This is a genomic window from Commensalibacter sp. ESL0382 (assembly GCF_009725775.1).
Taxonomy (GTDB): Bacteria; Pseudomonadota; Alphaproteobacteria; order Acetobacterales; family Acetobacteraceae; genus Commensalibacter; species Commensalibacter melissae.
This window is the reverse complement of sequence record NZ_WNII01000006.1, coordinates 1-14,070: the sequence shown is the minus strand read 5'-3', so window position 1 is coordinate 14,070 and position 14,070 is coordinate 1. Positions and strand designations below refer to the sequence as shown.

Annotated in this window: 18 protein-coding genes and 2 tRNA genes; 14 read left to right on the top strand and 6 right to left on the bottom strand. The window is 37.1% G+C overall.

Annotated elements, in window-relative coordinates; all coding sequences use genetic code 11:
• Positions 1–15 precede the first annotated feature (15 nt).
• The 13 genes from GM552_RS08850 to GM552_RS09020 all read left to right on the top strand — a co-directional run bounded on the left by GM552_RS08850 (position 16) and on the right by GM552_RS09020 (position 8,505).
• Positions 16–156: a hypothetical protein gene (locus GM552_RS08850; protein WP_196424823.1), complete on the top strand. Its 141-nt coding sequence runs from the start codon at positions 16–18 to the stop codon at positions 154–156.
• Between the two features lie 96 nt (positions 157–252).
• Positions 253–807 (top strand): dCTP deaminase, encoded by a 555-nt coding sequence (dcd, locus tag GM552_RS01335; RefSeq protein ID WP_110439350.1) that lies wholly within the window; start codon positions 253–255, stop codon positions 805–807.
• A gap of 14 nt (positions 808–821) precedes the next feature.
• A complete protein-coding gene (gene murA, locus GM552_RS01330; RefSeq protein WP_155564945.1) occupies positions 822–2,087 on the top strand; it encodes a UDP-N-acetylglucosamine 1-carboxyvinyltransferase in 1,266 nt (421 codons plus the stop codon).
• A 115-nt stretch (positions 2,088–2,202) separates the two neighbouring features.
• Entirely contained in the window at positions 2,203–2,901 is a 699-nt protein-coding gene (gene hisG / locus GM552_RS01325) for an ATP phosphoribosyltransferase (protein WP_110439348.1), read from the top strand.
• On the top strand, positions 2,898–4,196 hold the full coding sequence (hisD, locus tag GM552_RS01320; RefSeq protein ID WP_122122962.1) for a histidinol dehydrogenase: 1,299 nt from the start codon (positions 2,898–2,900) through the stop codon (positions 4,194–4,196). Before hisG ends, hisD begins: the two co-directional genes overlap by 4 nt.
• 79 nt (positions 4,197–4,275) lie before the next feature.
• Positions 4,276–4,494, top strand: coding sequence for a translation initiation factor IF-1 (gene infA, locus GM552_RS01315; protein ID WP_110439346.1), 219 nt, complete (start codon positions 4,276–4,278; stop codon positions 4,492–4,494).
• Between the two features lie 2 nt (positions 4,495–4,496).
• Positions 4,497–5,108, top strand: a complete 612-nt coding sequence (locus tag GM552_RS01310; RefSeq protein ID WP_122122961.1) for a nucleoside triphosphate pyrophosphatase — start codon at positions 4,497–4,499, stop codon at positions 5,106–5,108.
• Positions 5,108–6,226, top strand: coding sequence for a ribonuclease E/G (locus tag GM552_RS01305; RefSeq protein WP_155564944.1), 1,119 nt, complete (start codon positions 5,108–5,110; stop codon positions 6,224–6,226). The genes GM552_RS01310 and GM552_RS01305 overlap by 1 nt, the downstream gene beginning before the upstream one ends.
• Complete coding sequence (locus tag GM552_RS01300; protein ID WP_122122959.1) at positions 6,219–6,431, top strand: DNA gyrase inhibitor YacG; 213 nt, start codon at positions 6,219–6,221, stop codon at positions 6,429–6,431. The genes GM552_RS01305 and GM552_RS01300 overlap by 8 nt, the downstream gene beginning before the upstream one ends.
• A gap of 51 nt (positions 6,432–6,482) precedes the next feature.
• Positions 6,483–6,558 (top strand) — tRNA-Phe (locus tag GM552_RS01295).
• Positions 6,559–6,738: 180 nt separating this feature from the next.
• Positions 6,739–8,007: a hypothetical protein gene (locus GM552_RS01290; RefSeq protein WP_155564943.1), complete on the top strand. Its 1,269-nt coding sequence runs from the start codon at positions 6,739–6,741 to the stop codon at positions 8,005–8,007.
• Between the two features lie 20 nt (positions 8,008–8,027).
• The gene (locus GM552_RS01285) at positions 8,028–8,321 is read left to right on the top strand and encodes a hypothetical protein (protein WP_155564942.1); all 294 of its coding nucleotides are present in this window, start codon (positions 8,028–8,030) and stop codon (positions 8,319–8,321) included.
• Positions 8,278–8,505 (top strand): DUF4209 domain-containing protein, encoded by a 228-nt coding sequence (locus GM552_RS09020; RefSeq protein WP_155564941.1) that lies wholly within the window; start codon positions 8,278–8,280, stop codon positions 8,503–8,505. The genes GM552_RS01285 and GM552_RS09020 overlap by 44 nt, the downstream gene beginning before the upstream one ends.
• A gap of 7 nt (positions 8,506–8,512) precedes the next feature.
• Here the strand turns inward: GM552_RS09020 and GM552_RS01275 are convergent, their stop codons facing one another.
• Genes GM552_RS01275 through GM552_RS01265 form a run of 3 tightly spaced genes read right to left on the bottom strand, consistent with a single transcriptional unit; the run spans position 8,513 to position 10,780 of the window.
• On the bottom strand, positions 8,513–9,400 hold the full coding sequence (locus GM552_RS01275; protein ID WP_155564940.1) for a hypothetical protein: 888 nt from the start codon (positions 9,398–9,400) through the stop codon (positions 8,513–8,515).
• Positions 9,401–9,442: 42 nt separating this feature from the next.
• On the bottom strand, positions 9,443–10,048 hold the full coding sequence (locus tag GM552_RS01270; RefSeq protein ID WP_155564939.1) for a phosphatase PAP2 family protein: 606 nt from the start codon (positions 10,046–10,048) through the stop codon (positions 9,443–9,445).
• A 3-nt stretch (positions 10,049–10,051) separates the two neighbouring features.
• On the bottom strand, positions 10,052–10,780 hold the full coding sequence (locus GM552_RS01265; RefSeq protein WP_196424200.1) for a hypothetical protein: 729 nt from the start codon (positions 10,778–10,780) through the stop codon (positions 10,052–10,054).
• A gap of 259 nt (positions 10,781–11,039) precedes the next feature.
• On the opposite strand from GM552_RS01265, the gene GM552_RS01260 reads away from it, so the two are divergent.
• Positions 11,040–11,735, top strand: a complete 696-nt coding sequence (locus tag GM552_RS01260) for a nucleoside triphosphate hydrolase (RefSeq protein ID WP_155564938.1) — start codon at positions 11,040–11,042, stop codon at positions 11,733–11,735.
• A gap of 4 nt (positions 11,736–11,739) precedes the next feature.
• Here GM552_RS01260 and GM552_RS01255 read toward each other — a convergent pair whose 3' ends face one another.
• The 3 genes from GM552_RS01255 to GM552_RS01245 all read right to left on the bottom strand — a co-directional run bounded on the left by GM552_RS01255 (position 11,740) and on the right by GM552_RS01245 (position 14,049).
• A complete protein-coding gene (locus tag GM552_RS01255) occupies positions 11,740–12,204 on the bottom strand; it encodes a hypothetical protein (protein ID WP_155564937.1) in 465 nt (154 codons plus the stop codon).
• A gap of 186 nt (positions 12,205–12,390) precedes the next feature.
• Positions 12,391–13,800: a carbohydrate porin gene (locus GM552_RS01250; RefSeq protein WP_155564936.1), complete on the bottom strand. Its 1,410-nt coding sequence runs from the start codon at positions 13,798–13,800 to the stop codon at positions 12,391–12,393.
• 172 nt (positions 13,801–13,972) lie between these two features.
• A tRNA-Met gene (locus GM552_RS01245) sits at positions 13,973–14,049 on the bottom strand.
• Positions 14,050–14,070: the final 21 nt, after the last annotated feature.

Genomic DNA, 14,070 nt, shown 5'->3' with positions numbered 1-14,070 from the left:
GTAAATTGATTCATTATGAATAGTGAGCCAAAAAAAATAATTTTGAAAGATTCTATAACTCAACGTCGCGACAAGGAAGCCGCGGCGTTACGCGAGAATCTAAAACGCAGAAAAAAGCAACAGCGTGAAAGAAAAGAGCGAGAACCACTGACGTAAAATAATTTTTGTAAAGGTTTGTTTACAAAATACTTGTTTATCATTTCAAATTTATTTAATTAAAACGCAAAGATATTAAGGGTAGGGAGTAGCTTTATGCCAATTATGCCTGATCGCTGGATTAAAGAGATGGCTAAAGAAAAAGGAATGATTGAACCTTTCGCTGATAAACAGCATCGTCAGGGAATAATTTCTTATGGTGTATCATCTTACGGATATGACGCCCGCGTTGCAGACGAGTTCAAAATCTTTACAGATGTCGACAATGCCATTGTAGATCCTAAAAATTTTACGCCAAGCAGCTTTGTAACCCGTAAAACAGATGTATGCGTGATTCCGCCCAACAGCTTTGCTCTGGCCAGAACCGTGGAATATTTTCGTATTCCAAAAGATATCTTGGTCATCTGTCTGGGAAAATCAACATATGCACGCTGTGGCATAATTGTAAATGTCACTCCTCTGGAACCTGAATGGGAGGGGCAGGTTACGATTGAAATCAGTAATACCACTCCCCTTCCTGCCAAAATTTACGCGAATGAAGGAATCTGCCAGCTTCTTTTTCTCAAGGGCAGTGAACCTTGTGAAGTCAGTTATGCCGATAAAAATGGCAAATACATGAAACAGATGGGTGTCGCTACCCCTCGCTTATAAATGAAAAAAAAAGAATGGATCGCTTTTTAATCCGTGGGGGCAGACCCTTATATGGTGATATCGTCATTGGGGGGGCAAAAAACGCAGCTTTGCCAATCATGGCATGCGCCTTGCTTACCCCTGAACCTTTATCACTGCAAAATGTTCCAAGTATTGTTGATATACGTACCATGTGCGCACTTCTGCAACAACATGGTCTCACAATCACTTATAATGACAAGGATCCACATCATATCACTTTTCAAGGGGATATTGCAAACACCGAAGCTCCCTACAATATCGTTTCGAAAATGCGGGCTTCTATCCTTGTTCTAGGGCCCATTCTTGCACGTTGTGGTAAGGCCAAGGTCTCCCTGCCGGGAGGATGTGCAATCGGAACCCGTCCTGTTAATCTTCATCTGGATGCACTCAAAGCCTTGGGCGCTGAAATCGAAATTGATCAGGGATATGTTATTGCAACTGCACCCAAGGGATTACGTGGTGGTCGCTTTGTATTTCCATTTGTTTCTGTTGGCGCTACAGAAAATACAATCATGGCTGCCTGCCTTGCCAAAGGCAGAACGGAACTGCTGAATGCAGCCCGTGAACCTGAAATCTGCGATCTTATCGACTGCTTGATCGCGATGGGTGCAAAAATAGAGGGTAAAGGAACAAGTCATCTGATCATTGATGGCGTGGATCATTTACATGGCGCGGAACATTCCATCCTGTTTGATCGAATTGAATGCGGTACCTATGCCTGTGCAGCCGGTATTACAGGTGGAGAACTGCGCCTGATCGGAGCCGACATTCATGCCATGGGATCTGTTATTCATGCGTTGGAAGAGGCTGGGGTAGAAGTGTTTCCGGAAAAAAACGCCATTCTTGTCCGGCGCACGGGTGATTTAAGAGGCATTGATATCATGACAGAACCCTATCCAGGTTTTCCGACGGATATGCAGGCCCAATTCATGGCCCTTCTTTCAATTTCTGAAGGAGCGAGCATGATTACGGAAACAATTTTTGAAAACCGTTTCATGCATGTCCCAGAACTGAACCGTATGGGTGCAAGAATCAATGTTCATGGTTCTTCAGCAATTATTCGTGGTGTTCATTCCCTATCCGGCGCGCCTGTTATGGCAACGGATCTACGGGCTTCGTTTTCGTTAATCCTAGCCGGTCTGGCCGCAGCCGGAGAAACAAGCCTGAACAGGATTTATCATCTAGACCGCGGTTATGAAGCAGTTGATCAAAAACTGTCTGCCTGCGGTGCTCAAATTGAAAGAATCAAGACTAAATAATATTTTCATTCCTCATAGAAGAGAACTTGTTTTATACCGATGATCTGATTATAGTTAAACCTTAAATTATTTAACAATTTTATTATAATCAGATCCACTTTTGCTTACACTTTAAATGTCTGTACCTGGCGTGAAATCAAACCCTCTTATTTTAGCCCTTCCTAAAGGAAGGATACTAAAGGATTGTCTCCCTCTTCTTGAAACAGCCAATATTATACCAGAACCCGCTTTCTTTGATAAAGACAGCCGCCTTCTTCGCTTTAAGACAAATGACCCTGGGCTTGACATTATCCGCGTCCGTTCTTTCGATGTCGCAACATTTGTAGCTTTTGGCACGGCTTCTCTGGGTGTTTGTGGTTCCGATGTCCTGATGGAATTTGATTATTCGGATATTTATGCGCCTCTTGATCTCAATATAGGACGCTGTCGTTTATCTATCGCGCAATTAGCGGATACAAAAAATAAAAATCTGGAAGACCCTGCGCGTTGGTCACAGATAAGTGTTGCAACCAAATATCCGAATATCACCCAACGTTATTTTGCCAGTAAAGGCGTGCAAGCGGATATCATTAATTTGCATGGTGCCATGGAACTTGCGCCTGTCTTGAAATTATCCAGCTTGATTGTGGATCTTGTCGATACAGGATCAACCCTAAGGGCCAATGGTCTACAGGAAATTAAAACGATTACACAAATCTCCAGCCGTCTCATCATCAATCGCACCGCCTTAAAAACACAATCTGCCCACGTTAATGCATTAATTGAACGGTTTCGCCAACTTGTCACCCTTCCAAACAATGAAGATATATCATGAAAATCATATCAACAAATCAACCGGATTTTAAAACATTTTTCTGTAATCTTCTTGCCGCGCGAACAGCAGACACTTCACAAGCAACAAAACCCGTAACAGAGATTCTACAGGCTGTAAAAAATGATGGCGATGATGCACTTTGTGAATATACCAAACGCTTTGACCGTTTGTTACTGTCTCCTACGGAATTACGGATCACAGAACAGGAAATAAAGCAAGCCTGCAAGAAAATTGATCCGGAATTGCTTGATGCACTTGATCTAGCCGCCCAACGAATTCAAAAATTCCATGAAAAACAATTGCCTCCCGATCTTGATTACCGGGATGATTGTGGATTTAATCTTGGGTATCGCTGGAATGCCATGGATTCCGCCGGATTATATGTTCCAGGAGGTACCGCTGCCTATCCTTCATCCGTTTTAATGAATGCTATCCCGGCCAAGGTTGCTGGAGTCAAACGGTTGGCAATGTGTGTCCCGACCCCGGATGGCCATTTAAACCCTCTCGTCTTGGCTGCGGCTTATAGGGCAGGTGTTACCGAAATTTACCGTGTTGGTGGAGCACAAGCCATTGCCGCCCTGACCTTCGGGACACAAACCATTGAATCCGTTGACTATATTGTTGGTCCTGGCAATGCCTATGTCGCCGAAGCAAAAAGACAGGTTTTCGGTTTGGTCGGAATTGATAGCGTCGCAGGCCCCTCCGAGGTTGTGGTTGTTGCTGACCGGCATAATAATCCAACGCATATCGCCCTGGATCTTTTGGCACAAGCGGAACATGATACCATGGCACAATCAATCTTTATTACTGATAATGAGGAATTTGCCCATCAAGTTTCGCTAGCTGTTAATGAACAATTGAAAAGTCTTTCACGAAAAGAAATAGCGGAAACAAGCTGGAAAAATCATGGTGCTATTCTTGTTGTGAAATCCTGGGAAGAAGCCATTCCTCTTATCAACCGGATTGCCCCTGAACATCTGGAGCTCATGCTTGAAAATCCAGATGACCTATTCAGCAAAATCAAACATGCCGGCACGATATTCATTGGAAAATGGTGTCCTGAGGCAATTGGAGATTATGTTGGCGGTCCCAATCATGTTTTGCCAACCAGTCGTACTGCACGTTTTTCATCCGGATTATCGGTTTTTAATTTTCTTAAACGAACGACTTTCCTTAAAAGCGATGAAAAGGGTATTGAAAAAGTGGGACCTGCTGCAGTGGCGATAGCAAAAACTGAGGGTTTAACCGCACATGCTTTAAGTATTTCCTCCCGTTTGGACAGTTTGCATAAATAAAACTGGACATTTTTCAATATTCATCGTTATGGTAAGAACAAAATTAATTGTTTTAACTTGAAGGATATATATACTAAAAATGTCTAAAGAAGATATGATCGAATTCAACGGAACTGTTACTGAACTTTTGCCGAACGCAATGTTTCGTGTAAAATTGGATAATGAACATGTTATTTTGGCCCACACCAGCGGTAAAATGCGCAAGAACCGTATTCGTGTTTTGGCGGGTGATCGCGTAAGCGTTGAAATGACCCCTTATGATTTAACCAAAGGTCGCATCACGTTCCGCTTTAAATAATAATGCATCATTCCTCTTTCTTGATGGAAAATTCTGATTTTCCAATTACACTGGCCTCCGCATCACCAAGACGTTTACAACTGCTTGAACAAATCGGCATTAATCCTGAAAAAATCGTTCATCCTCGAATTAATGAAACGCCCCAAAAAAAAGAATTGCCCAGACAGTATGTTCAGCGCCTTGCACAGGAAAAACTATCGGCTGGCAGGGAACTCTCTCTTGAATCACCCATGATTTTAGCCGCTGATACGGTTGCGGCAGCAGGACGACGTATTTTAAATAAAACGAAAGATGTAAAAATCGCGGAAAAACAATTACGTTTACTGTCTGGTCGAAGACATAGAGTTTATACAGCTGTTATATTGTATAATGCAAAGACACAACGGATCTCCTCACGTCTTGTCTGTACTATCGTGCATTTTTCACGATTGACTGATAAACAACTCTTTTCTTATTTAGAAACCGATGAATGGAAAGACAAGGCTGGATCCTATGCCATTCAGGGTTATGCCGCCAGTTTTATCAAATCCATAAATGGGAGCTACAGTAATGTTGTCGGTCTTCCATTATTTGAGACGGCCCAGCTTATACGCGGTCAAGGATTAATCCCCTGATGCCTCAAATCTGGGTTATTTCAGCGCCTGGTCTAATACATATTGCCGTTACCCATCATGACACTCTCTTAGATTATGCCTTATGGTATCCTGGATTTCCTGATGGTTTCGGGGACATTTACTATGGTCGGGTTACCGCCCATTTACCTGCATTAGGTGGAGCCTTTATTCTTCTGGGTAAAAACATATCCGGTTTTTTGCCTGATAATGCAGGTGCCAAAAATCTGCACAATGGCGATAAAATAATTGTCAAAGTCTCACGAAGTGCCCAGAATGGAAAAAATGTCCGTTTGGATACCAAAAACCTATCCATCAATATCCAGAAAAGCACTGAAATACATCTGATCCAACAAGGACCGTCTCCTTTAGAAGATCTTTCAAGATTTTGGGGGAATTCACCAATCATAATTGATGATCCGCACCTTATTCATATCATACCAAGTTCGTTGCATAATCGTGTTCAAATTGCGCAGACCTCCTGTCCAAGCATTATATCGGAACAGATTGAGGCATTAATGGAATCATCCGTTAAATTACCAAAAGGAATTCAAGCATCAATTACCCCGACCCCGGCTCTCGTCGCTATTGATATGGATAGTGTAAGCCATAGCCAAGAAAATCAAACAAAAATAAAGGCGCAATTTGACGCAAACCGTATCGCTTTGCCACCATTATTGCATCAAATAAAATTGCGTAATCTATCAGGTGCAATTTTTATTGATCTAATAGGTCTGCCAATCAAAAAAAGACGTTTATTACAACAGGACATCAATGACGCATTGGCCAATGATCCGTTATCCCCCCGATTATTGGGATTTACGCACCTGGGATTGGCCGAAATCGTTCGAATGAGAAAACGCCCACCCCTTCATGAACTATTAACCTCGGATCACGGAAAAGCTGTTAAGATCCTTGCGAAGGTCATGCTGGAATTCAATTCTGTCAATCACCATTACCGTTATCATCTTTTAAAATTGAAACTTCATCCCCATTTATATCAGGCATTACTAAAGGATGAATATGCCATTAAAGATTTTGAACGACGATGTTCTATATCGCTACAACTAAAAGCGGATTTAACGTTTAAACCTCAAGAATGGGATTTTTCTTATGAATAAACCTGCGTTACATTGTCCTATCTGTAAAAAACCGGCCCAAGAAAAATTCAAACCATTTTGTTCTAAACGATGCGCCGATATTGATCTAGGTCGTTGGTTTTACGAGGATTATCGCATTGCATCCCTTCCACAAAATGAAGAGGAAGAAAAAGAATTGCTAAATTCCATAAAAGAAAGACTTGATCCTGATCCCAATGTAGGGTAAATGCTTTGTATACATTGATTCGCGTCAAATACCGAAAGCGAATATCAAGATGCCCAAGTAGCTCAGTCGGTAGAGCAAGCGACTGAAAATCGCTGTGTCGGTGGTTCGATTCCGCCCTTGGGCACCATAAAAATTAATTATATATAAATATATTATTTAGTAGTTTGCAGTGATTTGCCACAAAACACTAATCTCTCTTCAATTTTAATTTAATTTCATTAAATTTCATTAAATTTCATTTCGTTTATTATATTTTATTCGAAACGAATTTAACCTTGATTTAAAATCATGAAAGAAATTTAAAACAATGAAAAGTTCTCCAAAACTAACGCGAGAGGCATTTCTTGAATGTAATTGGAAATATGAACCGGAACAAAACCCTGTTTTTTACGATAAACTTCACTCCAGTTTAAAAAAAATTGCAAAAGAAAAACTAGATATTGGACAGCAAGAACAATATGAAATTTTTGAATTGTTAGCGGAAATTTCTTTAATGTATTTAGATGCTGATAATAAAGATAAACTTTTTAGGGCTTTTTTTACAAATATACTAGGACGTACTAAAGAACCTTCAGATCTTACAAAAGAAGAGCTTGAATTCTTAAGCCTTATATTAAATGACATTCCTGAACCATCGTTAAAAGCAAAAATAGCCGATATTTTATGGCTTGTTCAAGAACCAAAAAATTATAAATATGCCCAAATCGCAATTGATTCATACACTTATTACACTTTTGACAACAAAAAAAATATAATTTTTCTGTTCCAAGATTTGAACAAATACTACGAACGTGCGATTTATTTGTGTCAACAGATAAATGATAGTAATCAATTAGATAAAATACTATCTAAATTGACATATGTTTTTAAAAGTGAAAATGACCGTGGACTAATATTAATATTAGCAGAATTAATAGATAAAACAAAAAATAAGGATGTATTACAAAAAATTGCAATGCCTAGATTATATCAAGAGGCAATTCAACTTAAAAATGAAAATAATTTTCATTTATCAATAATTATTTTAACATTTCTAAACAATAAATATAAACAATTTCACGATAGAGAAAATGAAATAAAATCTCTTTTCAACATAGCCGAATATCATGAATATGATGGGGATTTTAGATATAAAAATAATAATTGTAGCGCTTATTCTATTTATGGGGAGGCTTTACAAACATATAATAAAATACCTAAAAAAAATCGAAACGATTACGATGTAGATAATAAAATACACAACCTTCATGCTAAATTAAAAGAATCTAACCAAATAGTGTTAGCAAATATGCGTAAAATATATATAGGCCCCATTAATATTACAAATTCAGTGCAAGGATTTGTACAACACATTTCAAACAAAACAGATCCTATTGAAACTCTCAAATATTTTACCGGTTTAGGTATTGATTATCAAGATCTTGTTCAAAATGCTGTAAAAGAATCAGATCAATTTTTTTTCTCTAATTTATTTACAAAAGATTATAGAAGTGATGATGGACGTATAATCGCAAAAATCTCACCTGACGATGAAGAAAATAAATTAAATGAAAAAAACAAGAAAAATATAGATTAATTATTTATACAAACATATCATTGATTAATGAAGGGCTGAACCAACTTCATAAAGAAGATAAATTTTCAAAAGAAATTTTTGAAAATATCTGTCATAAATCTCCTATTGTTCCTAAAAATCGGGAAAAAATCATAGCAAACGCCCTGTGGTCAGGTTTTCAAAAGGATTTTATAGCTGCTATTTATCTACTTTGCCCGCAAGTTGAAAATATTATAAGAGATCAACTTAAAAAAATTAAAGTTCGTACCAGCAATTTGGATAAAAATAATATTGAAACATATAATAGTCCTGAATACTCTTTTAAAATCACCTGAAATAGAAAAAATTTTAGATGTAAATTTACTTTTTGAATTTAAAAGTTTATTTATTGATCCAATAGGCTTTAATCTTCGTAATAATACCGCTCATGGACTACTAGATGATAATGAAGCATCATCATCAGCATCCATTTACGCTTGGTGGTTCATTTTAAAATTGATTATCCATTCAATAAAGTGAAACAAGATCAATAAAAATCATTACTATCGTCTATAAAACGACCTGCAAAAGTGTTTAACCTGTTCTTAATTTCTTCAGGTATCATAAATCGATCAAAATAGTAATTTTGAATTTTATTCAATTTTTTTTCCACCAATTCATCATGATAATCGCCCATCATACCATTAATTGTCGATAAATATTGAAAAGTCTGATGATGATAACCTGATGGAAACAAAACATCAAAAGTACCATAGGTGGCTGCAATCATACTGATTGTTTTTCTCATGTTATGAAACTCATGAGCTGTTATAGTTACATGTGTTTCAAGCTCTTTCTTAATGATTTCCAGTCTTTTTCGAAAATATTTTACAAAGCTTTTCAGGTTGCAGGGAAAAAAGCAATTTACTTCCCGTTTTAATAAATACAACCCTTTTTCATGCCAAATATAATCCAGAAATACCGCCCTTGGTTTTACAATGAAAGATTTCCTGTTTTTGAAGCCATCCTGTAATTTGCCTAATAAACCCGTCATCTTGCCAAGCCAGTACGGTCTACAATGGCGTTCATCAAAAGCCCTATATGCATAGCACAAATGTTTGAATTTGGCCCTTACCTTCTTATAAACGGCTTTATTTTCCTTGGATAAATGGCAAGAGTATCTTAAGGAATGCAAAATATTCATAAATGCGGGTTCCATAACCCCTTCCACCCATAATTGACGACTAATCATAAAACCGTCAATCAGTTGATCCTGTGTATAATCAAATACAAGTTTGTCAGGTAATGAAACATTGAGGTGAATTTCATCATCCACCAAAATCATTTCATATAGCTGATCACATTGAAAACGAGAAAAATGGAAACCCTCAAATTGTATAATATTCTGTGGCTTGGTAAAAAATTTAAAATTCACGATATTTCCGCTATAAAATTAATACAGTAAAAACCTACCTGATTATAAAATATAATCTAGCAATTTTTGAACAAATACAGTATTTCTAATCCCCATCATAAAAGCAAACCACATGATCGCACATCCCCATCCTGCCAGTATATCACTTATCCAATGTGCCCCCAATGTCAAACGCGACCATCCCACTAAAAAAACCCATATCAATGATATCCAACAAACCAAACTGTAATTTCTTAAACAGTATAATATAATCAACACAAACATCAGTCCATTGACTGCATGTCCACTTGGAAAGCTGGCTGTTGTCGCATGAATATGAGAAAATGGAAAAGCGGGCCTTGCTCTAACAATTATATTTTTCATTAAAAGAAAAACCAGACGCGCTGAAATCAAGATTACAAACAGCCAAACCGCGTCTCGATGCGAACGATAAATCCAGACCCATAATATGAATATTAAGCTTAAGGGAAGAACAACCGCAAATGAACCCGATTTAGATACAAGTCTATTCCAATAAATCAAGCTACTGTCATGATCAGAAAGCAAAACACCATTGAGTTTCTGATCCAGATCTGTGCAAAGGAATAAAAAAACAGCAAATAAAAGAAAAATAAAACCTATTAAAAATAGCATTTTATGATTAAACAATAATTAATTCCTTATTTTCCCTTCGCTATATGCAATTTCTACTTTCCTAATTGCCCGCATAGCTGTTTCATAAACTTCTTTATAAGGCAAAGAAGCATCAATATCAACAATTGGTGCCCCTCTGAATTTTAATTTTTGAGTGGCTTCCACTTTGATTTTTAACAAATTATAATCGTGATCCTGTTTACGTTGATATGCGGTATCAACATCAATGTTCAACCGAATTATCAAGTCCGGTTTTATAGAAGCCATGTAATCATAAAGCCTGTATTCTGTTTTAACAAGAAACTGGATAAAACGATTTTGCGTATGTGCAGCTGACAAACCGGGTCCGTCATAAAATCCTACAACATCTGTCTGAGGATAGCGATCCGCAATAATCAAAACCCCCTGTTTTCTTAATTTCAACATTTTTATAAAATTAAGAAAACGAACACAGGAAAAAAAGAAAATAACCAAGGCCGTTAAAACACCAGGAATTTTTTTTCCCTTGGTACGAGCCGTTCCCGCTTTCTTATCGATTATACGTCCAAGTATTTTTCCCCCAAATCTGAATTGACTGATCTTTCGACCAATATTTCCTGATCCTTGGCCCAAATAGCAGCACTTTGCAGGTCGCCCTTGATTTAATGCTTCAGCAAGATCAAAACTTAATGTTGATTTTCCTGATCCATCACAACCGACTAATGCAATTAATGGGCCCTGATTTTCAGTTGATCTTTTTTTATGCATATATAATCTTCTAAAATATAACAGATTTATGTATATAATTATGGATATCTTTGGAACAAAAGTTTTAACTTAAAGCCTGATTTGCTTTAAGTTACTGATTCTATACTGAAAAATTCCAAGGAATTTCCAACCTAACAGACTAGGAAAGGTTGTCTTATAATACAGTTTTCATTGACTAACAAATCAAATTTGACCGTAATCTATTGAAATATAGAAAGATTACGATATCCCATTTAAATAACCAAGAGATATATAATTTATGACACAATCTTCTACGCCACCGATTATTGCTATTATTGGGTGCGACGGATCTGGCAAAACAACAGTCTGTCTGGAATTGGAACGCTGGTTGAATTCAGTTCATCCTACAAAATTATGCCACTTGGGCAGACAAACGGGAAATATAAGAAGACGTCTGATTAAACTTCCGTTTCTAGGGAAAAAACTTGATAAAAATATTACCAAGACCAATAAACAGGCTAAATCAAAAGAAGGACCGAACGCATTATTGGCATTGGGAATATTCATAATGTCTCTGCGTCGCGTTTATCGCTTTTACAGGATGCTTTCCCTGCGTAAGCAAGGCTTTTACATTCTTACTGACCGATTTCCCCAAGTTGCCGTTATTGGTGGACTGGATGGACCTGATCTGACAACAGAAAACCCAGCGTCGTCCATAACACGCCTGCTCTCAAAGCTTGAACGATCACTTTATAACTGGATGATCAACCATACACCCGATCTGGTTATACGACTAAACGTAACCGTTGAAACAGCCCAACAGAGAAAACCTGATCATCGCCTTGAATCAATGATCAAAAAAATTGGAACATTACAACAGTTAACCTATAATGGTGCCCCCATTATTGATATTGACAATAATACACAACCCATTGAAGAAACCATTAATCAGGCTAAAAAAGCAATTGCCGAAAAATTAAATATTGTTTCATGAACGTTTAATAATTTGGTTCATATATCGGCATTGCTCTACGAAAAACGTTACGTGTTTTATTTTGAGTTGGGTCCGCTGTTTGAGGAAGCGGTGCATTAATACCAATATCATGATGACCACGTTGACGTTTACTGTTCACCCAACCTTGTTCAGCATTCAAATGGCCTTTATCACCCCTTGTATAATGATTGGGAAGTAACAAGGCGGGCTTGTTTTCCTGTTTTAAAGGTTGATAATGTTCAACCCTTTGATTCTCCTGCATTTTTTGCCTGATGGTTGAAGGAATGGAATCCGCGTCTTTAATCGTTTGTTGCGGCGTGTTTTCATCTTCTTTTTTTTCAACCGTCTTTGGAGGGGGAACATGGTGATGATGGTGGTGACGTGCGAAACAAGATAAGAACGGAATCATTGAATTTACCACCAATCCCCCAATTATCCCCAAAATCAATCTATTTCCTTTTTGTTTCATTAAAGAAAAACCACCTTTTTTCAATAAATTTTAAACTGTATTAATTATACATTATATAAAAGGGAAAATAAAAATACGCACTACAAATTATTACCTATTTATTCATTAATTTACAATATAATGAAACGATACAAGGATTTCACATCTTATAAGTATAGATTGAACAAAAACCTCTGAATAAATTTTCTAAAAATTAATATTGGTTTTTAATCCAATAACAAAAGCATCTTTGTAGGCTTTAGTGGCAGCAACATGATGAAAATATTCGACAACTGGCATGACCATAACACCCCGATAAGCAGAAATACCATAATTCAATTCAAACAAAGCAGAATTTGTCTGTGCTGCGGGTGCACCATTCAATAATGACAAAACCTTTGCATTAAAAGGGGAAGACAATTGCGTCATTTGATATTTTTGTGCATGTTTTAAACTCTTAGGCACTGTATAATAGGTAAACATGAAACCTATTTGGTCATAGGGTCTTTTCTTCCAAAAACCCTTATTAATAAAACCTACATTATAAAGATCCTTAAATGTAGAAGTTGTTGTTGAATCATGTCCATAATTCAAAATTAAATATAATCCATGATCTTTCTTGGGGTCATTACGAAAAATCATCTGATCCATCATAACCCAAAATTGACTGCGATTATCTCTTTTATTTCCTTTTACAGCCTGTGCAGACCAGGTTTGAAAACGACTGGTATCAAGACCAGCACCTATATGATAATATCCCGTTAAATTATCTTTACCAAATTCAGAGTTATAACTGTATTCAATTGGTATAAAAACACCTGTTGCAGCATTCGTACTCCAGTCAAAACCTGCGACACCCCCTTTACCGGTTCCCCATGGAGAACTTTCATAAGCACCCAATTGGAAGTAACTTTGCTTTGTCAAATGAAATAAAAATCTAATCCCCCAAACAGTTCCAGGCCAGGGTGTAAAACCTTGTTGGGACTGAATACTCCTAGGTTGACCACAAGTTGCAATTAACATAAACTGACATGCGAATGGACTTGATGCAAATTCATTTCCAACACTTAACCGTCCTGCACGAATATTGACCTGATCTTTCCATAACTGTTGTTCAATATAAATATAATTCATATGAAATAATCGGTCATATCCACCCCCATATATTTCCTGGGCCTGAATCTGCGTATCCCCAACATAATCGGAACTAGCATTGCGCCCAGCTAGATTTAAAATCATCGCATGAGTAGAAAACCCTTTAAAACCTGCAATTTTCTCCCAATCCATATCAACTGAAAAAGCAATCTGATGTGCATAATCGACACCCTTTCTACGTCCTCCCCTTACAATACCTGCTGTTTCACCTGTCCAGCTTAAAGCAAACTGCACACCATGAGGATCCAACTTTTCATTTAATTTATGGAAAAATAATTCACCATCTGAATCGTAAGGTACACTTTTACCATTTTGATCTAATGTATCAATTTCATGATCAGAATAAGTCTGTGAAAAAACGCATTTAGAATAGTAAACACTGTAAAAAAAACTAAAATGAAACAAAAAAAGAATTTTAAACCAAGTCTGATTAATAGAATTGTAAGTTTTTTTTTGTGTCATAATCTCCTTTCATAGAATTGACATTGCAGAAAAATAATATTTCTTTTAATGAACCAGACCTGAAAATTAAAAGCAATTAACAAGCAATATATAAATATCAAATTAAATTTAAACTAATATAACGAGTAAAATTTGTTTAAGTAATGATATAGCAATTTTGAGTGGAAGTTATTGGGAGCGGGGAGAGGATTTGAACCTCTGACCTTCAGGTTATGAGCCTGACGAGCTACCGGGCTGCTCCACCCCGCACTAGTGTAACAAGGATGCCTT